This window comes from Saccharothrix coeruleofusca (assembly GCF_014648515.1).
In the GTDB taxonomy this organism is placed as follows: domain Bacteria; phylum Actinomycetota; class Actinomycetes; order Mycobacteriales; family Pseudonocardiaceae; genus Actinosynnema; species Actinosynnema coeruleofuscum.
This window is the reverse complement of the sequence record NZ_BMRG01000010.1, coordinates 33,434-56,562: the sequence shown is the minus strand read 5'-3', so window position 1 is coordinate 56,562 and position 23,129 is coordinate 33,434. Positions and strand designations below refer to the sequence as shown.

Sequence of the window (23,129 nt, the reverse complement as noted above, 5' to 3'; positions counted from 1 at the left end):
GTGGTGGGCGGCCAGGACGTCGCCGCCGAAGTCGGTCTCGGGGTCCCTCCACACGGCGTGGGCGTGGTTGGCACCGCGGTGGACGTTGGTCCACTCGATGAGCAGGCGGGGACCCTGCAGGCGGTAGTAGTGCGGTTCGCCCGCACTGGTCGACCCGGCCCAGGCGAGGTGCACGGCGTCCAGCGCCGCCGGGTCGTCGTAGCGCGACAGCGGGGACACCCCGTCCGGGACGCGGCCGAGGTAGGTGCCCAGCAGGGCGCGCAGCAGCTCCCGCTGCGCGGCGTCGAGCTCGGCGCCCGGCACGCCCCTGGGGGCCGGGGTGAGGGCCAGCGCCCGCTGGTCGGCGCCGTCGAGGCCGGTGACCGGGTGCTCGGCGCGGTCCGGCAGGTGCGGGCCGGGGCGCCAGAGCTCGGCGCGCTTGACCACCCGGTCGCCGACCCTGGCGCTGTTGCCCGCCACGACGTCGTTCGGGGCTCGGGACAGCAGCACCGCGCGGCGGGCCGCTTCGGGCCGCAGGGAGCGGACCAGCTCCCTGGCCAGGTCCTCGGCCGTCCCCAGTGGACGCAGCGCCGCGCCGCCCAGCAGCGGTGAGGCGGCCGGGTCGGCGCCCAGGAAGCACGGCGTGGTGGCGACGACCCGCCCGTCCACCACGAGGTTGTTGATCGAGACGTGGTGGCCGCCGAAGCGCCACCCCCACGGCAGGGCCCCGCCGGGCCGCCCGAAGACGCGCAGGTAGTACATGCCGGGATCGCGGGTCCGCTCCCTGCCCCAGTTCACCGAGAAGCCCTCGACGCGGTCGAGCACGTTCTCCAGGCCGAGCACGGTGGCGACGGTCGTGTAACCCGCTTCGGACAGTCCACTCGCGACCAGCCGCATCGCCAAGCGCTGCTGGGCGGGGCGTTGCTGGTGGAAGGTCAGACCGCCGTGATCGGTGGGCGTGTAGTACCAGCGGGTGCGCTCGGCCTCGGCTTCGCCGTCGACACCCGGCGCCGGTCCCGCACCCACCTCGCGCTGGTCCGCGTCCAGGGCGTCCAGCCACGCCGCGGCCGCCTCCGCCATCCGGTCCGCGACCTCGCGGCGCGCGTCGACCGCCGTCGCCGAGTCGCGAGTGGAGCGTGGCGAACCGGGTTCGGGCCGCTCCTGCCGCAGTGCCATCGCCACTCCTTGACTGATGCGATGTGTAACAAAAGTATGATTTGAGACGACATTATCAGATAGCGTCGGGGCGTCGACAACCCCAGTCCGCTCCGGGACGGCCGGGTGTTCCCCGAAATTCTCTTGCCCGCGGGAGGAGCGGGGCTACCGCGTCAGCGGCGGAGGAAGGTGTCGCCGCACGTCGAACTCGGGCTCCGCCCGTCGGGCATCCCGAGTTCGACGTGCGGTGGATGACGGAAAACGGGGCGTTGTCCGGCGGCCACGCGCCTTCTCACCGGTGGCGCTGCCGCGTGCGAAGCGGACGCGGCACCGCGCCCGCGCGGAGCGATCAGCCCGCCCGCGCCCACCCGCGCAACGCGCCGCAGTAAGCCTCGGTCAGCCGGGTGATGACCTCCCGGCGGGACAGGCTCGTCTCCCGCAGCAGGTCCTGGACCTCGCGCGGGTCGAAGATCATGTTGTTGAGGAACAGGGCGTGCTCGAGCATCTCCTCGGGCAGCCCGATGTCGGCGAGCAGCCCCCGCACGGGCGGACCCCAGGCGTCGCGCATGGCGGCGATGATCTCGTTGCCGTCGTGGAGCCGCTCCAGGTAGCCCCGCCGGGACCGGAGCTGCACCAGTGCCGGGCCGTGCTCGGCGAGCAGGTCCACCCACCTGTCCACGACGGCGTCGAAGAGCGGGCGCCCCTGCGCGGTCGACTTGGCGGTGAAGTCCTTGAGCTCCTCGACGACGCTGAGCACGTAGGCCGCGAGCACTTCCTCCATCGAGGAGTAGTAGCGGTAGGCGGTGGCCGGACCGATCTCCGCGCGGGCCGCGATCGCCTGCATGGTGAGCTCGTCGGGCGCTTCCCTGGCCAGTTCGCCGACGGCCTCGAGGAGGCGCCTGCGGTTGCGGAGGGTGTCACTGCGCAACTTGCGCCCCCCACGTGGGGCGGCCTGCCGATCGGACACGGGCCTCCTCCGCTCGTAGAAGTGCGGGCAAAGGGTAACGCTTCCGGCCGCGGCGCGTTCCACCGCTCGGACGCGCGCGGCGCGCGTCCCGCCCCGTCGGGATCACGCGGTGCCGAGGTGGTCCACGATGCGGGCCAACCCGATCCGCAGGTCGTCCTCCGAGGCCGCGAACGAGATCCTGATGTGCCCCTCGCCCGATGGCCCGTACTCCGCCCCCGCCCGGACGAGCACCTTCCGCTCGGCGAGCTCGCGGACGACCTCCTCGGAGGGGCGAGCGGCGTCGTAGCGGAGGAATCCGTAGAACGCGCCCTCCGGCGGGACCAGGTGCAGGCCCCGGACGCCCGACAGGCGCTCGACCACCAGTTCCCGACGCCACCGGTAGGTGTCGACCATGACGTCCACGACCTCGTCCGGCAGATCCAGAGCGGCGATGGCGGCGCGCTGGACCGCCGTGTTCACCGAGCCGTTGAAGGTCCGGTGCATGTGCGCCGCCGCGTCCACCACCTCGCGCGGTCCGGCCAGGTACCCCACCCGCCAGCCGGTCATCGCGTACGTCTTGGAGAACGTCTGCACGCACACCGTCCGGTTCCGCAGCGAGTCGACCGCCAGCGCGGGGGTCGCCTCGTGTCCGGAGTAGACCAGCCGGTGGTACGCCTCGTCGCTGACGACCAGGACGTCGGAGCCGCCGAGGAGATCCCCGAGGGCCTTGAGCTCCTGCTCGCTGTGCACGATCCCGGTGGGGTTGGCGGGGTTGGAGAAGATCACCATGGTGGCGCCGGGGAGCGCGGCGGCCAGCGCGTCGAGGTCCCAGTGCAGGTCCGGGGCGAGCGGGACGAAATCCACGGTGCCCCCGGCGAGGACGACCAGGTCGGCGTACAGCGAGTAGGCGGGCTCCGGGATGACCACGCGGTCGCCGGGGCCGACCATCGCGAGCACGACCGCCGCCAGCGCACCGGTGGCGCCGTGGGTGACGACGACGTCGTCCGCGCTCCACGTCCGACCGGGGTGCGAGGGCAACCGGGAGGCGAGCGCGGCGCGCAGTTCCGGCAGCCCCTTCTGGTCCGCGTAGTGGGTGTGCCCCGCGCGCAACGCGGCCGCCGCGGCCTCGACCACCGGTGGCGGCGTCGGGAAGTCCGGCTCGCCCATGGCGAGGGAGACCGCGCCCGGCGGAGCCGGGGTCAGGGCCGGGCGCCGCGAGAAGCGGCGCAACTGCTCGATCCGCGGTGCGGCGGTCATCCGGTCACCACCGGGCGGTCGGGGCGGGCCGCGAGGATGCGCCGCCGCAGCGCCTCCTCCATCTCGCCGATCCCGTCGACCGCGTCGACGACCTCCCGCACCCGGTGCCTCGGAACGACGACGACGCCGTCGGCATCACCGACGACCACGTCACCGGCCGCCACCACCACGCCGCCGACCGCCACCGGGACACCGATGGCGCCGGGTCCGTCCTTGAAAGGCCCGGCGGGGGTGACCGCTCGCGCGTAGACGGCCAGGCCCATCGCGGACAGCGCCCGGACGTCGCGGACCGCGCCGTCGACCACAGCGCCGACGACGCCGTTGTTGACCATGATCTCGCCGATGAGGTCGCCGATCAGCGCGCGGGTGATGTCGCCGTGCCCGTTGACCACCAGAACATCGCCCGGTCGGGCTTCGTCGAGCGCCCGGTGGACGGCCAGGTTGTCACCCGACCGCACGTCCACCGTCAGCGCGTTCCCCAGCAGCGCGGCGTGCCCGGTGAACAGCCGGATGCCGCCGTCCACCACGGTCATCCGCTGCAGCGCGTCACCGACGTTGGCCGCGGGCACCTCGCCCAAGCGGTGGATCTCCGCCGCTGCCGCGCGAGACCAACCTGGGGCGATGGACACGCGGTCGGTCGCCGCGGCAATATACATATCAATACCCTATCATTAAATGATACGTCTCTCTCAAACAAGGCGACCATAACTCTCCCGACCTCCGGCCACAAGGAGCGCGGAGCGGAACCGACCGCGCGGTCAGACGCCGCGGGTCCAGAACTCCTCCGCCGATCCCGTGAACGGCGTCGGGTCGCCCGCGAGGAAGAACTCGTCCCACGTCGGCCCGTCGGAGAGCTCCCAGTGCTCGACGGCCACGCCGTCCTTGAAGCGCCACGCGCCCATGCCGACCCGAGTCCAGGTCCAGTCACCGCGCGACGTGCGGAAGGTCCCGTGGACGATGCCGTAGTGGTCGTCGGCGAGGATCTGGTCGAACTCGACGGGCTCGACGTTGGCGTCGGCGAGGCTCGCCCGCCGCTTCACGTAGCGGTCCAGGAAGTCCCTCCCCCCGGTCGCCGCCAGCCGCACGCCGCCGGTGTGGATCACCAGGTCGGGGGACATCCGCTGCATCACCTCACCGATGTGCTCCCGCTGCCGCCGGAGCCGCTCGTCCTCGCTGAGGGTCGGATCGGCGGTGATGGCCGCGCCGCCCCGGTACAACTGGGCCAGCCACAAGGCGTTCGGATGAGTATCGGACAGCACGATCGTCCCCTCCCGAGCCGGGCGAGCGCGTCCGCGCCCACCCTTAGAGTCCCAACAAGCTCTTATATGAGAAGACGCTATCATTTAATAGGGACAGGGCACACTGTGTTCGCGGCCACAGTCCCGGTCGCACTCGTCGACCGGGAAGCAGCCCAACCAGGACGTCCACCGCGCGATCCGCGAACAGGAAGAAGCGGCGACCCTGGCGGTCGTTCCCCGCCGCCATCGCCACTTCACCTGCGGTCCCCATTGGACGGACCGGCATTCGCGCCCCGTGATCGCGACGTGAATGCCGTCCACGCCCTGCCCCAACGCGCGGCAGAGGTGGAACCCCCGCGCTCAGGTCGTGAGTTGCCGCCGCATCTCGGCGGAGTCGTGCAAGTTCGTCATCTGCACGAAGCGGCCGTCCGCGACCTTGTAGATGGCGTACTCGACGATCTCGAACGACGCGCCGGACGGCGGAACGCCGAGCCACTCCTTGGCGGGAGTACCGGTGTTGATCGCGCGGACGGCGATCCCGTCGCGGTCGAACAGCAGCTCGTCGACCTCCCAGCGGATGTCGGGAACGGCGTCGACGATCCCCTTCAAGGTGTTGACGACGTCGTCACGGGTTCCCGGCACGCCGCCGAGCAGGACTTCGTCGTCGATGAACTCGTCCATGCCGCCGAAGTCGTGGGCGTTCAGCGCCTCTATGTACCGCATGTACCAGTCACGCAGGTCGTTGTCGGTCACGGGATCGCCCTCTCCTGTCTCGCCACCGGTCGGCAGGGCGCACTCGAGGCCACTTATGCACCGATCGGTACTGAACTTGATGCTAGCACTTCTGCACCGATCGGTGCCAAAGTGCGATGACGCGGTGGCGACACCACGGATCGGCAGACCGCGTGGGCTCGACGCCGACGTGGCGCTGAACAAGGCGATGCCGACCCTCTGTCGGCTCGGCTACGAGGGAGCGGGAACCGCCGAGCTGACCAGTGCCCGTGACGTCGCCGAGCACCACCGCGGCGGGACCTGGTCTTCGTTGTCCCCGACGACTGCTACCGCACCGGGGACCCGGTGCGGGCGGATACCTCCGACAACTACGTGGTGATCCGCCGGATCGGGGCCGCCATCCACCGAGGCGGCAAGAAGGTCCCCGCCGACGGACCGGTCGCGGGCACCCCCAGGAAGTCCGCGGCCGCCGCCGGCGGAATCCGCCGCTCGCCCCGCCGCCGACCGGTCAGCCCACCCAGCAGCGCCGTCGGCGGCCTGCCGCCCGTCGACAGCCAGGACCCCAGCACGATCAGCAGGAACCCGGCCGCGGTCCACGCGGTCACCGGCTCGTCCAGCAGCACCACGCCCAGCACCACGGCAACCGCCGGGTTGACGTAGGTGAACACCGTGCCCCGGCTGGCGCCGACCTCGGTGATGAGGGCGAAGAACGCCAGCCAGGCCAGGGCCGTGCACAGCACGCCCAACCCGACCAGGCTGCCCACGACTTCCAGCGAGGGAACGTGCGAGGGAACCCGGAACGCCGCGAACGGCGCGATGACGACCGTCGCGATCGCGCACTCGGCGGTGACCACGCCCAGGCTCGGCAGCGACGCGTACGTCGGTCGCTTCAGCATCAGCGCCCCGGCCGCGTAGCCCGCCGCCGCGAGCACCACCAGCGCCGCGCCGAACAGCACCCGCGCGTCACCGCCGACGTCGAAGCCGAGCAGCAGCAGCACGCCGACGAGCCCCACCAGCAGACCGACCATCCGGCCGCCCGTCACCCGCTCCGAGCGGTCCAGCCAGATCGCGAACACGGCGACCAGCAGCGGGTCCGCCGCGATCAGCAGGCTGGCCAGCGACGAGGAGACGTGCTGTTCGGCGATGCCGATCAGGGTGAACGGTCCGACGATCTGCACCAGCGCCAGCACGGTGATCGCCGCCCAGCGGCCGCGCAGCCGCGACATCACTGCCCTGTGCAGCGCCACGGGCAGCAGCACCAGCGCCGCGATGCCGACGCGGGCGAAGGTGACGAACACGGGGTCGACCTCGTGCACCGCCACGCGGATGAACAGGTACGGCACCCCCCAGAGCACGGACATGACGGCGAACAGCGACCAACCTTTGCCAGACATCCACTCCCCCGGGCCCCAACCGGCCGAAACGCGGCCGCACGGCCGCGTGCAGGAACAGGGCGACCGTACCGCTCGCCGCACACCGCGTCACCGAATCCGGGATCGCGGTCCGCGACATCGGCAACAACGCCGGCGACGCGGAGATCGGCGACATGCTCGTGGGGTCCTGGGCCGCAGGCGGTTCCCGCGTGCGGACCGCGGAGGAAGTCGTGACCACCGCACTCGCCACCGCCGCAGCCGAGTCGCGACTCCCCCGCGCGTTCGACTTCAACCGTCGAGCGGGACATCATGTACTCGCCCCGGACGAGCCGGACAGGGTCGCCACCACCGCCGTGAACCGCGATTGAGAGCAATGGACACACCGCGCCAGCCGACCACGCTGTGGGACCGGTCACGACAGGCCGTTGTCGCGGAAATCGTCGACACCGCGCTGGCGCTGTTCACCGAGCACGGCTACGAAGCCGTGACCGTCGGGCAGATCGCCAAGCAGGCGGGTGTGTCGCAGCGCTCGCTCTTCCGCTACTTCGGCACCAAGGAGGACCTGGTCTGCGGCGACCAGGACGGCCTGGGGCAACTGCTGGTCAGCACCGTCGAGGCCCAGCCCGCCGGGATGTCGCCGTGGGACGCGCTGCGCGCCGGGTTCGCCGCCATCGCGTCGGCCGAGCACACCTCGCGGCAGGTGCTGGAGATCACCACGCTGATCTTCGACAACCCTCCGCTGCGGTCGAGGTACCACGAGAAGCGGCTGAAGTGGCAGGCCGCGCTGGTGCCCGTGATCGAGGCCCGGATGGGCATCGAGCCGGGTCCGACACCCGATCCGCGCGCCGTGGGCGTCATCGCCGCGGTGTTCGCGTGCGTTGACGCCGCGTCGGAGCTGTGGGTTCGCCAGGGGGGCAAGGCGGACCCGTTCGCCCTGTACGACCAGATGATCGCCGCCGTCCGCGGCTGACACCGGCGCCGATCAGCGGGGCCTGCCGCCGATCGGCGCGTCACCTTCGCCTGGCCCGCCGGGCCGCGTCCGCGAGAACCGCGCCCCGCTCCTCCGCGGAACCGCGCGCGAGCTCCAAAACCGCCGGATCGGGTCCCGCAACGCCTCGTTATGCACTTCCAGCATGACGACGTGCGAAACAGGTCTTGGACGCGCTGGCCGACCCGTTGCTGTCATACCGGTGTGACCGCTGTCCTCCATCGCGGCGTCCCGGCGACCTCCGCGGTGTGGACACCCCGTTCACCGAACCGTCCGACAGGGGCGGTTGTCCGGAACCACCGGTGCCGCCACCGCGCAACACGTCCACGGAAAGAGCCCATCACGCCATGACCACGCACATCCCCGATCAAACCGGCCGGACCGCGATCATCACCGGCGGCAGCAGCGGCATCGGCAAGGCCACCGCGATGGCGCTGGCCGCGAAGGGCGCGCGGGTCATCCTCGCCGTGCGCGACCAGAACAGGGGCCGTGCGGCCGCCGCGGAGATGGGCGGTCTGGCCGAGTCGCGCCCGCTGGACCTCGGTTCCCTGGCCTCGGTGCGCGAGTTCGCGGACACGGTGGACGCGCCCGTCGACTACCTGATCAACAACGCGGGCTCGATGACCAGCACCCTGCGGCACACCGCCGACGGTTTCGAGAGCCAGTTCGGCACCAACCACCTCGGGCACTTCGCGCTGACGAACCTGCTGCTGGGCCGGGTCACCAGGCGGGTGATCACCGTGTCCTCCACCAACTACCGCAACGCGCACATCGACTTCGAGGACCTGCAGTGGCAGCGGCGGCCCTACCGGCCGTTCGGCGCCTACGGCCAGACGAAGCTGGCCAACCTGCTGTTCACCCGAGAACTGCAGCGCCGCCTCGACGAGGCGGGCTCCCCGGTGCTGGCCACGGCGGCGCATCCCGGCTGGGCGGCGACCGGGTTCACCATGACCACCGGCAAGCGCCTGCTCGACCGCACCCTCGCGCTGGCGACGCGGCTGCTGGCCCAGACCGCCGAAGGCGGAGCGCGGCCGGTGCTGCTGGCCACCGTCGGCGACGTTCCCGGTGCGGGCTTCTGCGGGCCCAGCCGGTTCGGGGTGCGCGGCCCGGCCGCCCTCGAGGAACTGTCCGGCGAAGCACTCGACGACGAGATCGCGCGCAAGCTGTGGGAAGTCTCCGAACGCCTCACCCGCGTCGAGTTCCCCATGCCGGCCGCCTGAGGCGAGCGGGCAACGGGTCCTCGCCCGCGAGCACGGGGACACGACACCGGGATGTGACACGCCTCGACTTTGAGGGTGCCCTCATCCTCGCCATGGTCGACGAACCAGATGAGAGCACCCTCATTTCACTCGGTGAGTGGCACGGCGAAGCTCGACGGCAAGGTCGCGGTGATCACCGACGCGACTTCCGGACTGGCCCTGGCGACGGCGAAGCTGCTCGTCGCGGCGGCCGCACCGGTTCGGCCCTGGCCGCCACTCCCGAGGGACGACAGCCGAACCCGCGTCGCGGGGGAGTCATCGGTCGGTCCTGGCGGACGCCAGGGCGACCGGATCACCGCGTGGGCAGCACGCGGCCCAGGAAGTCGCGCACCAGGCTCACCACCTCGTCCAGGTTGGTCTCCAGCGCCCAGTGCCCGCCGTCGACCAGGTGCAATTCGGCGTCGGGCAGGTCGCGCAGGTAGGCGCGGGCCGCGCCCTCCGGCATGTAGCCGTCGTGCGGGCCCCAGACGATGAGCGCGGGCGGCCGGTGCTCGCGCAGGTAGGCCTGCTCCTCGGCGAACCAGTCGAGGGTGCGGGCCTGGTCGGCGATGAGGTTGACCAGGTTCTCCCGGCGGTCCGGCCGGTTCATCAGCGACCAGGACAGCCGCCACAGGTCGGGGCTCACCCGGTCGGCCAGGTGCTCCGGGATCTCGCCGACGAACTCGTCGCGGAAGCCCTCCTCGCTCACCGCGGCGGCCAGTTCGGCGCGCCCCTCCTCGGTGGGGTCGGCCCAGTAGTCCTTGAGCGGCTTGTACTTCGGGCCGTGCTGGTCCTCGTAGATGTCGCCGTTCTGGATGATCAGGGCGGTGACCCGCTCGGGCGCGCGCATCGCCAACCTGAGCCCGAACTGGGCGCCGTAGTCGTGCAGGTAGATCGCGTACCGCGTCAGGCCCAGCACCTCGGTGAACCGGCACAGGAAGTCGGCGTAGCCCGCGAAGGTGTAGGAGAACCGGTCCGGGGCGGGCGTGGCGCTGTAGCCGAAGCCGGGGTAGTCCGGGGCGACGCACCGCCACCGGTCGCCCAGGGCGGGCATCAGGTTGCGGAACTGGAACGAGGACGAGGGGTAGCCGTGCGGGAGGAGCACGACCGGCGCGTCCTCGGGGCCCGCCTCGCGGTAGAAGGTCTCGATGCCGTCGACGTCGACGGTCCGGTGGCTGACGGTGGTGGGTCCCTGCTCACGAGTCACACCACCGGGTTGCGCGGTGGCGAGGACGTCAAACAAGCCGCTCACTGCCACGAAAAGGTGAATTCCGCCGCCCTGGCACCGCGGCCGGCCGAGCTGCCGGGGCCCGCGTCGACCATGTCACCGGACGACCCGACGGTGACGGGCGCGCGGTCCCCGGCAGCAGCGGCCACACCCGGTGGCCGCTCCCTCACCCGGCGGGCCTCACCCCAGTGCGGACAGTTCGTCGCGCAGCGCCGCGGCGTCGTCGACGACCTGGGCCCGATCGACGAGGCCGGTCACCACGGCCACCGCCGCGCGCAGCAGCACCCTGGCGATCATCGGGTCGATCGCCCCGGCCAGGTGCGGGATGCTGGTGCGGAACGACACCCGGTAGGCCACCTCGCTGCCGTCACCGGTCGGGGTGACCTCCCAGGCACCGCCGAGGGCCGCGAAGTCCCCCTCGACCTGCTCGAAGCGCAGCACCCGCGCGGCGTCGTCGACCTCGACGCGCTGCACCCAGCGCGCCACCCCGCCGCGGAAGCGCAACTCGTAGCGGTAGCGGTCGTCCCCCTCGGCCGTGACCGCCAGGATGTCGGCGGAGACCTCGGGGAACCGCTCCTGCCGCCGCAGCGCGGCGAACACCTCGCCCGCGGGCGCCGGGGTCGTCAGGACAACGGTGTGCTCGCTGGTCACCACGATCCTCCTCGCACGATGTTGACGCCCTGCAGCCGGGTGGTCCTGAGCATCAGGTAGTTCGCCTCGCCGAACGCGCCACCGGTCAGGCCGGTGCCGCCGTGGGTGGGCAGGAACGGCCGGAACGCCGAGTGCGAGTCGTTGACGTTGACCACGCCGCCGTGGGTCACCTCGCAGACGATCCGGTGCACCAGCCGCTCGTCGCGCACCCAGAACGAGGTGCGCAGCCCGTAGGCGTTCTCGCCGACGAACCGCAGGACGTCGTCGAACAGCGCCTCGTCGTCGTCCTGCTCCGGCACCACCACCGGCACCAGCGGGGAGAACGTCTCCTCCCGCACGGCGGGCACGTCCCGCGCCCCGGCCAGGCCGTCGACGCGCAGCACGGTCGGCTCGACGAACAGGCCGGTGTCCGACGGCGAGCCGTCCACCTCCAGGCGGCGACCGCCGTGCAGCAGCTTCGCGCCCCGGCCCACCGCGTCGGCGATGTTGGCGAAGTGCGCCCCCGCCATCAGCACGGGCGTGAGCACCACACCGGGCTCGTCGGGGTAGCCGGGCCGGACCTCGGCGGCCTCGGCCACCAGGCGGTCCAGCAGCTCGTCGGCGATCGCCGGGTGCGCCACCACGTGGTTGGGGATGTTGCAGATCTGCCCGGACTGGCGGAAGTTCTCCGCGATGGCCCGCACCGCGCCGTCGAGATCGGCGTCCCGCCACACCACGACGCAGTCGTTTCCCGCCAGCTCCAGCACCGGCTTCTTGCCCGCCGCCACCGCGGCGCGCTCGAACTCCAGGCCCTTGGCGCTGCCGCCGACGTAGACGATGTCGTCGACGTGCGGGCTCTCCAGCCACAGCCGGGTCATCGGCGGTCCACACAGGACGTTGAGCACGCCCGGCGGCGCGCCCGCCTCCTCCAGCACCGGCACGACGACCTCGCGCAGCGCGTGCGTGGTGGCCAGCGGCACGCCGCGCGGCGCGCGCACCACCACGGCGTTGCCCGCCAGCAGCGCCGACACGCCGAACAGCGCGTTGGGCGTGGACGCGTTCTGCGGCGGGTTCACGCACACCACCCCGTCGGGCACCCGCCGGACCACGGCCCGCCCGCTGCCCCGGTGGTGGGTCCACCCCATCTGCGAGGCGCACCAGTGCAGCGTCTCCCGGCTGTAGTCGGCGTACCAGTACTCGTCCAGGGTGGGCCCGGCCAGGTCGCGCGGCTGCCCCTCGGCCACCAGCAGGTCGACGATGTCGTCGCGCCGCTCGCGGAGCCGCTCGCCGATGCGCACGCCGACGGCGATGCGCTCGTGCAGCGGCACGCGGGCCCACTCGGGGGCGGCCCGCGCCGCCGACTCCAGCGCGTACCTGGCCATGTCCTCGTCGGCCAGCGCGCAGCCGCCGACCACCGCGGGTCCGGCCGAGCGGGCGTCGACCAGGCCGGCGTCCAGGTCCCGCTTGAGCGCCATGGCGGGGAAGGTGTCCTCCAGCACGGCCCGCGCGGCGACCGTGTGGACGTACTTCCCCTCGGGGTGCTCGACGTCCTTGCCGCCGATGTACGCGGGGTGCATCACGGGTTCACGCGTGCTCATGTCGTCACCTCTCTTCCGGGAATCGCCATCGCGGTCGCGGCCACGGCCGCGGCCTGGGCGCGGATCTCCGGCACCGCGGTGCTCTCGAACAGCTCGCCCCGGCGCAGCGCGCCGAGCACGAACACCGGCCGCGGCGCGCCCCGCCGGTCCAGCACGCGCCCGTCGGGCCCGGTGGTCAGGCCCAGACCCAGGGGGTCGGGCCGGGCGGTGCCGTCGTCGAGCAGCCGCCGCAGCAGCGGGTCCGGGCGGTCGGTGACCTCGCCGCTGAACCCGGTCGCGTTGACCACCCAGCCGACGCGCAGCGACCGGCGGCCCGCCCGTGTGACCAGATCGGCCTCGAAGCCGTCCGGCACCGGGCGCAGGCCCGCCACCCGGCCGCGGTGCACGCGCAGCCGCCCGGCGCCCATCAGCGCCCGCACCCGCCGGTGCGTGGCGGGCGCGGCCCGGTGGCGGTGGACGTCCCAGTACCGGTTGACGCGGTCCAGGAAGCGCCGCCGCTCGGGGATGTCGAGCTGCTGCCACAGGCGCGGTGCGTGGGGCCGCAGCCGGTCGACGAACTCCCGCCACCGGTCGGGGTCCTCGGCCACGCCGCGGCGCGCGAAGGCCAGCAGGTCGCGCAGCGAGCCGACGCGCTCGGGCGGGTGCGGTCCGCGCGGCGGCGCCACCGACGCGCCCCCGGTGCGGTGCGGCCGGGGCAGCAGGCCGTGCCGGGACACCGCGTGCACCTCGGCGCGGGGATGGGCGCGGGTCACCGAGATCGCCAGGTCCATCATGGACAGACCGGTGCCCAGCACCAGCACCGGCGAGTCGTCGGTGATCGCCGCGGCGCCGTCCCACGGGTCGGCCACGTAGCGGGGCGCCCCGGTGGGCAGCAGTCCCGCGAGCGGGTCGCCGCCGCCCACACCGGTCGCCAGTACGACGAGATCCGCGCGCAGCGGGGCCCGCTCCGCCTGCTCGACGACCACTCGGGCGCCGTCGGCCGACAGCCCGGTCGCGGTGGCCGCGACCCGCTCGACCACCGCGACGCCGCCGGCCCGGCGCTCCTCGGCGAGCAGCGCCTCGGTCAGGTAGCGGCCGTAGTCGCCGCGCGGCAGGAAGGCCGCGCCGTCGACGTCCCGGCCCCGCCCCAGGTTCCAGCGCACGAAGTGGTCCGGGTCGTCGGCGAACGCGCTCATCCGCCCCGCCGGGGTGTTGAGCAGGTGTTCGGGGTCGGCGGTGCGGTAGGCCCGGCCGGGGCCGAACTCGCCGCTGCGGTCGACCAGGACCAGCCGCAGCGGCCTGCCCCGGTCCGCGGCGGCCCGCAGCAGGTGGACCGCCGCCAGCGTGCCGCTCGCGCCCGCGCCGACGACGGCCACCCGCAGCAGGTCCCCGTCCCGCTCAGTCATCCCGCGCCCCGCCGCCCGACGCCATCACCGACAGCGCGTCGCCCAGCAGGCCCGCCGCCAGCGTGTTGCCGTCGTTCGGCTCGATGAGCAGGAACGCGCCGGTGGCGACGCAGTCGGCGTAGTCGTCCGCGGGCAGCGGGTCGGCGACCTGGAGGCGCACCCGCCCGATCTCGTTGAGCGACAGCTCCTGCGGGCCGTCCTCCAGCGCCAGCTCCTGCTCGTCGAACCGGGTGGGCAGGTCCAGCACCCGGCACGTCGTCGTGCGCGTGCCGTGCTTGAGCAGCACCCGCGCGCCGGGCCGCAGCGGCTCGTCCGCCAGCCAGCACACCGTCGCGTCGAGCTCGTCGTCGACCCGCGGCCTGCGGTCGGCGGAGGCGATCAGGTCGCCCCTGGTGATGTCGACCTCGTCGGCCAGCACCAGGGTCACCGGCTCGCCCTCGCGGGCGCGGTCCACCGGGCCGTCGGGCGTGCCCACCTCGACCACGGTGGTGGTGGCGCCGTCGGGCAGCACCACCACGGGGTCGCCGGGACTCACCTCGCCCGCCACGACCTGACCGGCGTAGCCGCGGTAGTCGGTGGCGCCGTCGCGCAGCACGTACTGCACCGGCATCCGGAACCCGACGTCGCAGCCGCGCCGGTCGGGCACGACCGTCTCCAGGTGCTCCAGCAGCGTCGGCCCGTCGTACCAGGGGGTGCGGTCGGACGCGGCCACCACGTTGTCGCCCGCCAGGGCGGACAGCGGCACCGCGGTGACCTGTTCCTCGCGGTAGCCCAGCGAGGTCGCGTGCGCGACGAACTCGTCGCGGGTGGACTCGAAGGTGCCGCGGTCGAAGTCGACGAGGTCCAGCTTGTTCACCGCCAGGGTGATGCCGGGCACGCCGAGCATCGCCATGACCGCCAGGTGCCTGCGGGTCTGCGGCAGCACGCCCTTGCGGGCGTCGGTCAGCAGCACCGCGTGGTCCGCGGTGGAGGCGCCGGTGACGGTGTTGCACAGGTACTGGACGTGACCGGGGGTGTCGGCGAGCACGAAGGTGCGCCGCGACGTGGCGAAGTACCGGTAGGCCACGTCGATGGTGATGCCCTGCTCCCGCTCCGCGCGCAGGCCGTCGACCAGCAGTGACAGATCGGGATCGGCCAGCCCTCGCTCGGCGCTGCTGCGCAGCACCGCGTCCAGCTGGTCGCTGAGCACGGACTTCGTGTCGTAGAGCAGCCTGCCGACCAGAGTGGACTTGCCGTCGTCCACGCTGCCCGCGGTCACCAGCCGCAACAAGTCTGATGCCATCAGAAGTACCCCTCCCGCTTGCGGTCCTCCATGGCCGCCTCGGAGATGCGGTCGTCGGCCCGGCTGGCGCCGCGCTCGGTGAGCCTGCTGGTCCTGATCTCGTCGATGATGTCCTCGACGGTGGCCGCGTCGGACTCGACCGCGCCGGTGCACGAGCCGTCGCCGACCGTGCGGTACCGGACGACCTTCTCGACGAGCTCGCCGTCGTCGTCCGGCCCGCCCCACGGGCCGGGCGTGAGCCACATGCCGTCGCGCTGGTAGACCTGCCTGCGGTGCGCGAAGTACAGCGAGGGCAGCTCGATGCCGCGCTCGGCCACGTACCGCCAGACGTCCAGCTCGGTCCAGTTGGAGATCGGGAACACGCGGACGTGCTCATCCGGCTTGTGCGCGCCGTTGTACAGGTTCCACAGCTCCACGCGCTGGCGGCGAGGATCCCACCGGCCGAAGGCGTCGCGGACGCTGAACACCCGCTCCTTGGCGCGCGAGCGTTCCTCGTCGCGCCGACCGCCGCCGATCACGGCGTCGTAGCGCTGCTCGGAGATGCTGTCCAGCAGCGGCACGGTCTGCAGCGGGTTGCGCAGCCCGTCGGGGCGCTCCCGCACCGCGCCGCGGTCGATCCAGTCCTGCACCTCGGCCACGTGCAGCCGCAGGCCGTACCGCTCGACCAGCTCGTCGCGGAACCGCAGCACCTCCGGGAAGTTGTGCCCGGTGTCGACGTGCAGCAGCGTGAACGGCGGCGGCACCGGCGCGAAGGCGCGCACGGCCAGGTGCACCAGCACGGTGGAGTCCTTGCCGCCGGAGAACAGCAGCGCGGGGCGGTCGAACTCCCCCGCCACCTCCCGCAGGATGTGGATGGCCTCGGCCTCCAGGACCGCCACGCCGGTGGCGGCGCGTTCCGTCGTCGGCGCGCTCATCGCAGCACCACCGCCCGGCTGTCCTGCTCGGCGCGCCGCAGCGCGCGGTCGATCAGCTCCAGGCACTGGTCGACGCCGTACTCCGAGGTGTCCACGCGCACCTCGGGGGTGGTCGGCGCCTCGTAGACGTCGCTCACCCCGGTCATGCCGGGCACCTCGCCGCGCTCGGCCTTGGCGTACAGGCCCTTGACGTCGCGCTCCGCGCACACCTCCACGGGCGCGTGCACGTGCACCTCGACGAACGTCAGGCCCGCCCTCTCGTGCAGCTCGCGCACCTCGGCGCGGGCGCTGCGGAAGGGCGCGATGACGGAGACGACCACGAGCACGTCCTGGGCGGCCAGCATCGCGGCCAGCCTGCCGATGCGCCGGACGTTCTCGATCCGGTCCTCCTTGGCGAACCCCAGCTCCGGGAAGAACTCCCGGCGGATCGCGTCGCCGTCCAGGTGCTGCACGGCCCGCTGCCCCTGGTAGCGGGCGACCAGCTCCCGGCCCAGCGTCGACTTGCCGGAGCTGGGCAGCCCGGTCAACCACAGCGTGGTGGTCACAGGTCTTCCTCCTCCTCGTCCTGTCGGTAGCCGCTCCGGCCCGTCTACGGCGCGTGCTCGCGGCCCAGCAGTTGTCGGGCCACCACGAGCTTGGTGGCGTTCTCGGTGCCGTCGGCGATCTCGGGCCCGATGGCGTCGCGCATGCGACGGCTGATCGGGTGCTCGTCGTGCCAGCCGCGGTGGCCGAAGGTCAGCAGCGCCTGGTGGGTGGCCTCCACGCCCACCCGCGGCGCCCACCACTTGGCCATGTTCGCCTCGACCCGGTGGTCCAGGCCCGCGTCCTTGCGCCACAGCGCCTCGTAGGCGAGCAGGCGCGCCGCCCGCACCCTGGTGGCGTGCTCGACCAGGGGGAAGGCCACGCCCTGGTGCCTGCCGATGGGCTGCCCGAAGGCGGTGCGCTCGCGGGCGAAGGCCATCGCCTCGTCGAGCGCGGCCTGTGCGGACGCCGCGGCCATCACGGCGATGAGGGCGCGCGAGTGGTCGAAGCCGCGCATGACGCCGACGAACCCCTCCCCCACCTCGCCGACGACCTCGTCCGCGCGCACGGCGCAGCGGTCGAACACGATGGTGGCGCGCCCGCCCGCGCGTGCGCCGAGGTCGGGCAACCGCTCGCGGCGCACGCCCTCGCGCTCCAGCGGCACGTAGAACGCGGTGACCCCGCGCGCCCCGCCCTCTCCGGTGCGGGCGAAGACCAGGCCGTGGGTGGCGTGGGCACCCAGCATGATCGAGGTCTTGGTGCCGGTGAGCGCCCAGCCGTCGCCGTCGCGCTCGGCGCGCAGCTCGATGGCGGCCGCGTCGGTGCCGTGCTCCGGCTCGGTCAGCACCAGTGCCACCACGGCCTCGCCCGCGGCCACGGCGGGCAGCCAGGCCGCCTTCTGCTCCTCGGTGCCGTTGCGGTCGATGATGCCGCCGATGAGCGCCGCGTTGAGCACCGGGTAGCAGGCGGTCACCTCGGCCTTGGCCAGCTCCTCCACGGCGATGCCGACCTCGACCGCGCCCAGGCCGCGGCCGCCGTGCCGCTCCGGGATGCCGAGACCGGTCAGGCCCGCGCGCCCCAGCTCGGTGAAGAAACCGGGCGGGAACGTGCCTTCCCGGTCGTTGCGGGCCGCGCCCGGCGCGATGCGCTCCTCGGCGAAGTCGCGCACCTTGCGCGCCAGCGCCCGCTGCTCGTCGGTGAACCCGAAGTCCACGTCCCACCTCCTCAGCCGTGCACCAGCTGCTCGCGCAGCTTGAACTTCTGGACCTTGCCGCTGGGCGTCTTGGGCAGCTCGGTGGCGTGCTCGACCCGCTCCGGCCAGTACTGCTTGGCCATGCCCAGCGCGTCGAGGTGCTCGCGCAGGTCGGGCAGCCTCGGCGGCTCGCCCTGCGGCACGACCACCGCGCACGCCCGCTCGCCCAGCCGGTCGTCGGGGTAGCCGACGACCGCGACGTCCTTGATCCTCGGGTGGCGCAACAACGCCGCCTCGACCTCGACGACGGGCACCTTCTCGCCGCCGCGCGAGATGACGTCCTTCTCGCGGCCCGCGATGCGGATGCCGCCGTGGCCGTCGTCGCGGGCCAGGTCGCCGGTGTCGAACCAGCCGTCGTCGGTGACGTTGTCGGCGTAGACCTCGGGCCGCCGGAAGTAGCCGAGGCACTGGGTCGCGCCGCGCACCTGGAGCCTGCCGGTCCCGCCCGGCGGCACCGGCCCGCCGTCCTGCCCGACGATGCGGACCTCCATGCCGGGCACGGGCGAGCCGTCGCTCTCCGCGGCCCGCATCTCCGGGTCCTCGGGCCGGGTGATGGTGGGCGCGCCGTTCTCGGTCATGCCCCACAGCGCGTACAGCCTGCAGCCCAGCACGTCGCGGGCCTGCTCGACGAGCACCGGCGGGATCGGCGCGCTGCCGGTGGCGAAGACCGCCAGGTGGGACAGGTCGCGGCGCTGCGCGCGCTGCCGGTCGATGAGGTCGACAAGGAACGGCGGGGCGCCCATGAAGAAGGTGACCTTCTCCTCCTCCAGCACGCGCAGCATCAGGTCGGCGTCCCAGTTGTCGATGTGCACGCAGGTCGCGCCCAGCAGCAGCGGCATGGTGAAGTTCCACGTCCACCCCGCGTTGTGCGTGGTGGGCGAGCCCATCGCGGTGACCTCGTCACCGGTCAGGTGCAGCGCGTCGATCTGCATCCGGTTGGTGGCGTGCAGCGTGTTGTGGCTGTGCATCACGCCTTTGGGCTCGCCGGTGGTGCCCGAGGTGAACATCACGTAGGCCAGGTCGTCCGGGCGCGCCTCGCGCCCCCCGGTGTCGCCGAACACGGCGCCCTCGGCGCCGGGCTCGCCCAGCAGCGCGGTGTCGAAGTCCAGCGCGCCCGCCAGGCCGGGGGTGTCCTCGGACTCCTCGGCCAAGCCGACCAGGACGCGGTGCCGGATGGTGGGGACCTCGTCCGCCACCTCCGCGCTGAGCTGCGCGTGCGAGAAGCCGCGGTGCCGCGCCGGTCCGATGTAGACGGAGCTGCCGGTCAGCCCGGTCATGAACGACAGCTCGCGCTTGCGCATGATGGGCAGCACGGGTCCGGCGACCGCCCCGATCCGGAAGCAGGCCAGCGAGGTGGCCAGCAGCTGCCAGGAGTTGGGCAGCTGGAGGGTCACGACGTCGCCGCGCGCGACGCCCAGGCCCGCGAGGCCTGCGGCGATGCGCTCGACCCGCCGCTCCAGCTCGGCGTAGGTGAGGGATTCCTTCGGCCTGCCGTCGGTGTGCCACACCACGACCGCTGTGCGGTCCGGGTGTTCGCGAGCGGCCCGGCGCAGGTCGTCGACCAGCGTCTCGTCGGCTCGCCACCACCCCTGCGCCAGGTACTTCCCGGCGTGGTCGTGCACCGGTGGTTGTTCCAGCATGGTGGTTCTCCCGTGGGTCGTCTCGGTACTCGTGGTCAGACCGCGGCTCGGGTGTTGCCGCCGTCGACCAGCAGCAGCGCCCCGGTGACGAACCCGGCCTGCTTCGCGGCCAGGAACGCGACCAGCGCGCCGAAGTCGTCCGGGTCGCCGACCTTGCGGACGGGCACCTCGGCGGCGGCCGCGGCGGTGTCCTCACCGGACGGTCCGCGCAGCGCGGGGGTGTCGTGGTAGCCGGGCGCCAGCACGTTCACGGTCACGCCGCTGTCACCGAAGGAGTGCACGAGGTTGCGCGCGTACCCCAGCACGCCCATGCGGGCGACACCGGAGAGCACGTTGTGCGGCATCGGTTGGCGCACCGACTCGGAGGTGATCAGCAGCACCCGGCCCCACCCGCCGCGCTTGAGGTGCGGCGTCGCGGCGGTGACCAGGGCGACGTGCGGGATCAGCGCGGTGTCCACCGCCTGGCGGTAGTCGTCGGGCCCGAAGTCCTCGACCGGGCCCTGCACGACACCGCCGGTGTGGCCGACCACGATGTCGACGCCGCCGAACTCGGCCGCCGTGTCGGCCACCCAGCGCCGCACCGCGGCGGTGTCGGCCACGTCGGCGACCTGGCCGCGCACCCGGCCGCCGCCGATGGCCTCCAGCTTGCCGCACGCCTGGGCGAGCCGCTCCGCGTCGCGGGCGCAGATCGAGACGTCGGCGCCCTCGGCGGCCAGCGCCTTGGCCACACCCAGGCCGAGCCCGCTGCTGGCGCAGGCGACCATGGCCACCCTGCCGTCCAGTCCCAGGTCCATCAGCTCCCCCTCCCGGCGCGGACGCGGTAGCCGTAGCGCAGCAGTTGGGGCCCCGCCGCGGCCGTGGTCAGCGCCTTGGGCTTCCAGTCCAGCTCGGTCCGCCACCGGCCGTCGGAGCGGATGGGCACCCGGCCGCGGTGGAACCGGTCGGGGTTGCCGGTGACGGTGTGGTTGACGCCCAGTTCGACGGTGCCGTCCTCGGCGACCGGGTTGGCCCCCTGGATGCCCGCGAACGCCATGATCCGCTGCACGACCTCGCGGGGGCGGGCGGAGAAGTCCTCGTGCCGCACCCGCAGGTAGCGGTCGCGCCCGGCCAGGGCGAGCAGGTCGGAGGCGGCGTTGACCGCGGCCCAGTACCCGGTGCTGCGGTGGGCGCTCATGCGCGTGACGTAGCTCTTGTCCTTGCGGTAGGAGAACGTCGTGGCGCGGGCGTCGCGCACCACGTGCAGCACCCGCACGTCGAGGTCGGTGCCGTCGCGACCGAGCAGGGCCGCCGCCTCGGCGGGGAACTTCGAGCCGTCCACCAGCACGTCGGCCCCCGAGGCGGCGGCCACCGCCCGGTACAGGTCCGCGGTCACGCCGGTCAACCACTCGACGTCCGGCGGGGTGCGGCGCAGGCCCAGGGATTCGGCCAGCCGGGCGGGTGTGTGCCGCGCGCGCAGCCGGGCCGACTGCACGGCCTCCACGGCCGCGGCGGCGTGCGGGTCCGCGGCGACACCGGTGGTCAGCACGGCCGACCACAGTGGACACCGGGTGACGGTCTCGCCGCAGCCGCAGCTGGAGTTGGTCCCGCTGCGCAGCACGCCGTTGCGCCACAGGAAGTGCAGCTCGCCCACGTGCAGCGTGCGCGCGGCCTCACCGAGCACGTTGCCGATCATGGTGCTGCCGCAGCGCATCATGCCGGTGATGTAGAGCACGCGCATCAGCCCGCCCCCTCCTGCTCCAGCAGGACGAAGTGCTGCGGCAGGTGCACGGCCAGGCCCATGCGACTGCTGGCCTCCAGCAGGTCGCTCCCGTCGGGCGCGGCCCCGCGTCGCAGCTTCAGCGCGGCCACGCCGGGGTCGAGGAACGTGGTCGCCGCGCGGAAGTCCCCCAGCAGCACCTGGTTCTTCGGGATCATCCGGGTCCGGGCGATCCGCACGCCCGCTTCGGCGAGCCTGCCCAGCAGCCCGGTCTCCACCGCCCGCCAGTACACCGCGGTGTGGGCCACGATGCCGTCGCACGAGCCGCCGGTCTCCTCCACCAGCGCGGCCGCGCTGGTGAGCAGCTCGGACGGGTCGCGTTCGGTGGTGACCCGCCGCAGGTCCGGCAGCTCCAGCAGGCCGGGCACGGTGCCGTCCTCGCTGCCGCGCAGCAGGACCTGGTTCTCGGTGGTGCCGAACCGCACCAGCAGCCGGTAGTCGATGAACGACGCCAGCAGTCGCGGCTGGTCGAGCAGGCCGGGCGGCACCGGCAGCGACACGCCGATGTCGGTCAGCCTCGCCTCGGCCAGTTCGAGCTGGAACTGGGCTTCCGGCGTGGTGTCGAAGGTGGTGCCGGACAGCTCGCGCCGGTTGGCGCGCGGGCGCGGCTCGTGTATGTAGGAGGCGTCGCCGTCGCGGACGGTGGCCATCTTCATCAGCTGGCGCACGGTGTACCGGGGTCGTTCCGCGAACAGGGGGAACGCCGTCGGCAGGTAGGCCCGGAACGTCACGGTGACGTCGTCGCTCCCGCCGAGCGCGGCGGCCTGCGCGAACTCGGAGCCGGGGGTGCTCTCGGTCATCGCCGGGTCGGCCAACAACTGCCGGGTCTGCGTGATCGGGGAGCTGGTCTGGGTTGTCATCACTGCCTTCCTCGCCTGCCCCCGCCGGGCGGGCGGTGTGGTTCTCCAGGGGTGTCGCGGGAGTGGTCAGGGGGTCGGGCGCCCGGTCAGGCGGCGAGCGCCATGCGGCCGTGCACGACGTCGCCGACCTCTCGGGCCAACCTGCCGGGTTTGGGGTGCTGGAAGATGTTGCGGCCCATCGCCACGCCCGCCGCGCCCGCGCGCACCGCCGAGGCGACCCGGTTGAGCAGGACCTTCTTGTCCGCCACCGGTGGTCCGCCCGCGACCACGACGGGGATGGGGCAGGCCCGCACGACCTCCGCCATCGCGTTCGCCGAGCCGGGGTAGCTGACCTTGACGATGTCGGCGCCCAGGTCGGCGGCCAGGGTGGCCGAGTGCGTCACCAGCTCGGGGTCGGTGGAATCGCTGATCCGCGGGCCCCGCACGTACATCATGGCCAGCAGCGGCACGCCCCAGCGGTCGGTCTCCTCCGCGGTGCGCGCCAGATCGGCGATCTGCGCCGCCTCCTGCCGCGATCCCATGTTCACGTGCACGCTCACCGCGTCCGCACCCAGCCGCAGCGCGGCCTCGACGCTGGTGACCAGGTACTTGGCGTCCGGGTCGGGTGCGTGGGAGGTGCTGGCGCTCAGGTGCACGATCAGCGACGTGGTGACGAACCGCTTCGGGTCGATGTGCCGGACGGTGCCCTTGTGCAGCACCACCGCGTCCACGCGGGCACCCGCCAGCTCACCGACCAGCTCGTCCAGCGAGTCGTCGGGCGTGACCGGTCCATCGGCCACGGAGTGGTCCAGCGGGACGATCATCAGCTTCCCGTCCCCGCTGCGGTTGATCCGGTCCAGGCGCAGGCGCGCGCCGAAGGACTGGGGCTGGCTCACGGTTGGACTCCTCTCTTGTCATGCCGGGACCGCGGACGCGGCCGCGTCGGTGTCCGAGCGGTCGAGGCAGAAGCGCTCGTGCAGCACCCGCACCGCGTCGTGGACGCGGTCGCGCGGCACCAGGAAGCTGCTCCTGGTCTGGCTGCACAGCACGCAGTCGGCCGCGATGCCCGCCTCGGACAGCGCGCTCAGCGCGAGCGCGGTGAGACCGGGCCTGCTCAGCAGCCCGGTGCCCACGGCGGAGACCCGGCCGATGTCGCGGCGCTCGGTCACCGCGCAGT

The 23,129-nt window shown here is 73.1% G+C and carries 23 protein-coding genes; 2 read left to right on the top strand and 21 right to left on the bottom strand.

Annotation, left to right across the window (positions count from 1 at the left end; genetic code table 11):
- The 7 genes from IEZ00_RS22915 to IEZ00_RS22885 all read right to left on the bottom strand — a co-directional run.
- A partial coding sequence (locus tag IEZ00_RS22915) for a DUF3500 domain-containing protein (RefSeq protein ID WP_229796003.1) occupies positions 1-1,155 on the bottom strand: 1,155 nt, incomplete at its 3' end.
- 328 nt (positions 1,156-1,483) lie between these two features.
- Positions 1,484-2,062: a TetR/AcrR family transcriptional regulator gene (locus tag IEZ00_RS22910; protein WP_229796002.1), complete on the bottom strand. Its 579-nt coding sequence runs from the start codon at positions 2,060-2,062 to the stop codon at positions 1,484-1,486.
- Positions 2,063-2,203: 141 nt separating this feature from the next.
- A complete protein-coding gene (locus IEZ00_RS22905; protein ID WP_189225374.1) occupies positions 2,204-3,337 on the bottom strand; it encodes a pyridoxal phosphate-dependent aminotransferase in 1,134 nt (377 codons plus the stop codon).
- Positions 3,334-3,993 carry an RraA family protein gene (locus tag IEZ00_RS22900; protein ID WP_209616653.1) on the bottom strand — a complete coding sequence of 220 codons (660 nt, stop codon included), beginning with the start codon at positions 3,991-3,993 and terminating at the stop codon, positions 3,334-3,336. The genes IEZ00_RS22905 and IEZ00_RS22900 overlap by 4 nt, the downstream gene beginning before the upstream one ends.
- A 102-nt stretch (positions 3,994-4,095) precedes the next feature.
- Entirely contained in the window at positions 4,096-4,596 is a 501-nt protein-coding gene (locus tag IEZ00_RS22895; RefSeq protein ID WP_189225373.1) for a hypothetical protein, read from the bottom strand.
- A gap of 339 nt (positions 4,597-4,935) precedes the next feature.
- Positions 4,936-5,328 carry an ester cyclase gene (locus tag IEZ00_RS22890; RefSeq protein WP_189225372.1) on the bottom strand — a complete coding sequence of 131 codons (393 nt, stop codon included), beginning with the start codon at positions 5,326-5,328 and terminating at the stop codon, positions 4,936-4,938.
- Positions 5,329-5,675: 347 nt separating this feature from the next.
- The gene (locus tag IEZ00_RS22885; protein WP_189225371.1) at positions 5,676-6,701 is read right to left on the bottom strand and encodes a DMT family transporter; all 1,026 of its coding nucleotides are present in this window, start codon (positions 6,699-6,701) and stop codon (positions 5,676-5,678) included.
- Positions 6,702-7,053: 352 nt separating this feature from the next.
- Between IEZ00_RS22885 and IEZ00_RS22880 the strand changes: the two genes are divergently transcribed.
- Both IEZ00_RS22880 and IEZ00_RS22875 read left to right on the top strand, forming a co-directional pair.
- On the top strand, positions 7,054-7,650 hold the full coding sequence (locus IEZ00_RS22880) for a TetR/AcrR family transcriptional regulator (protein ID WP_189225370.1): 597 nt from the start codon (positions 7,054-7,056) through the stop codon (positions 7,648-7,650).
- Positions 7,651-8,015: 365 nt separating this feature from the next.
- Entirely contained in the window at positions 8,016-8,888 is an 873-nt protein-coding gene (locus tag IEZ00_RS22875) for an oxidoreductase (RefSeq protein ID WP_189225369.1), read from the top strand.
- A gap of 331 nt (positions 8,889-9,219) precedes the next feature.
- Here the strand turns inward: IEZ00_RS22875 and IEZ00_RS22870 are convergent, their stop codons facing one another.
- The 14 genes from IEZ00_RS22870 to IEZ00_RS22805 form a co-directional block, all read right to left on the bottom strand.
- A complete protein-coding gene (locus IEZ00_RS22870; RefSeq protein WP_229796001.1) occupies positions 9,220-10,158 on the bottom strand; it encodes an alpha/beta fold hydrolase in 939 nt (312 codons plus the stop codon).
- A 156-nt stretch (positions 10,159-10,314) separates the two neighbouring features.
- Positions 10,315-10,785 (bottom strand): type II toxin-antitoxin system RatA family toxin, encoded by a 471-nt coding sequence (locus IEZ00_RS22865; RefSeq protein WP_189225368.1) that lies wholly within the window; start codon positions 10,783-10,785, stop codon positions 10,315-10,317.
- On the bottom strand, positions 10,782-12,362 hold the full coding sequence (locus IEZ00_RS22860) for an aldehyde dehydrogenase family protein (RefSeq protein WP_209616634.1): 1,581 nt from the start codon (positions 12,360-12,362) through the stop codon (positions 10,782-10,784). Before IEZ00_RS22860 ends, IEZ00_RS22865 begins: the two co-directional genes overlap by 4 nt.
- Complete coding sequence (locus IEZ00_RS22855) at positions 12,359-13,747, bottom strand: FAD/NAD(P)-binding protein (RefSeq protein ID WP_189225367.1); 1,389 nt, start codon at positions 13,745-13,747, stop codon at positions 12,359-12,361. Before IEZ00_RS22855 ends, IEZ00_RS22860 begins: the two co-directional genes overlap by 4 nt.
- Positions 13,740-15,029, bottom strand: a complete 1,290-nt coding sequence (locus IEZ00_RS22850; RefSeq protein ID WP_189225366.1) for a sulfate adenylyltransferase subunit 1 — start codon at positions 15,027-15,029, stop codon at positions 13,740-13,742. Before IEZ00_RS22850 ends, IEZ00_RS22855 begins: the two co-directional genes overlap by 8 nt.
- Positions 15,029-15,943 carry a sulfate adenylyltransferase subunit CysD gene (cysD, locus tag IEZ00_RS22845; protein WP_189225365.1) on the bottom strand — a complete coding sequence of 305 codons (915 nt, stop codon included), beginning with the start codon at positions 15,941-15,943 and terminating at the stop codon, positions 15,029-15,031. Before cysD ends, IEZ00_RS22850 begins: the two co-directional genes overlap by 1 nt.
- On the bottom strand, positions 15,940-16,488 hold the full coding sequence (cysC, locus tag IEZ00_RS22840; protein ID WP_189225364.1) for an adenylyl-sulfate kinase: 549 nt from the start codon (positions 16,486-16,488) through the stop codon (positions 15,940-15,942). The genes cysD and cysC overlap by 4 nt, the downstream gene beginning before the upstream one ends.
- 44 nt (positions 16,489-16,532) lie before the next feature.
- Positions 16,533-17,678, bottom strand: coding sequence for an acyl-CoA dehydrogenase family protein (locus IEZ00_RS22835; RefSeq protein ID WP_189225363.1), 1,146 nt, complete (start codon positions 17,676-17,678; stop codon positions 16,533-16,535).
- An 11-nt stretch (positions 17,679-17,689) separates the two neighbouring features.
- Positions 17,690-19,357, bottom strand: a complete 1,668-nt coding sequence (locus IEZ00_RS22830) for an AMP-binding protein (RefSeq protein ID WP_189225362.1) — start codon at positions 19,355-19,357, stop codon at positions 17,690-17,692.
- A gap of 35 nt (positions 19,358-19,392) precedes the next feature.
- Complete coding sequence (locus tag IEZ00_RS22825) at positions 19,393-20,151, bottom strand: SDR family oxidoreductase (protein ID WP_189225361.1); 759 nt, start codon at positions 20,149-20,151, stop codon at positions 19,393-19,395.
- Entirely contained in the window at positions 20,151-21,074 is a 924-nt protein-coding gene (locus tag IEZ00_RS22820) for a sulfotransferase (protein WP_189225360.1), read from the bottom strand. The genes IEZ00_RS22825 and IEZ00_RS22820 overlap by 1 nt, the downstream gene beginning before the upstream one ends.
- Positions 21,074-21,973, bottom strand: coding sequence for a family 3 encapsulin nanocompartment shell protein (locus IEZ00_RS22815; RefSeq protein WP_189225359.1), 900 nt, complete (start codon positions 21,971-21,973; stop codon positions 21,074-21,076). Before IEZ00_RS22815 ends, IEZ00_RS22820 begins: the two co-directional genes overlap by 1 nt.
- A gap of 86 nt (positions 21,974-22,059) precedes the next feature.
- Complete coding sequence (locus IEZ00_RS22810) at positions 22,060-22,848, bottom strand: 2-amino-3,7-dideoxy-D-threo-hept-6-ulosonate synthase (protein WP_189225358.1); 789 nt, start codon at positions 22,846-22,848, stop codon at positions 22,060-22,062.
- An 18-nt stretch (positions 22,849-22,866) separates the two neighbouring features.
- On the bottom strand, positions 22,867-23,129 hold a 263-nt coding region (locus IEZ00_RS22805; protein ID WP_189225357.1), incomplete at its 5' end, for an ACT domain-containing protein.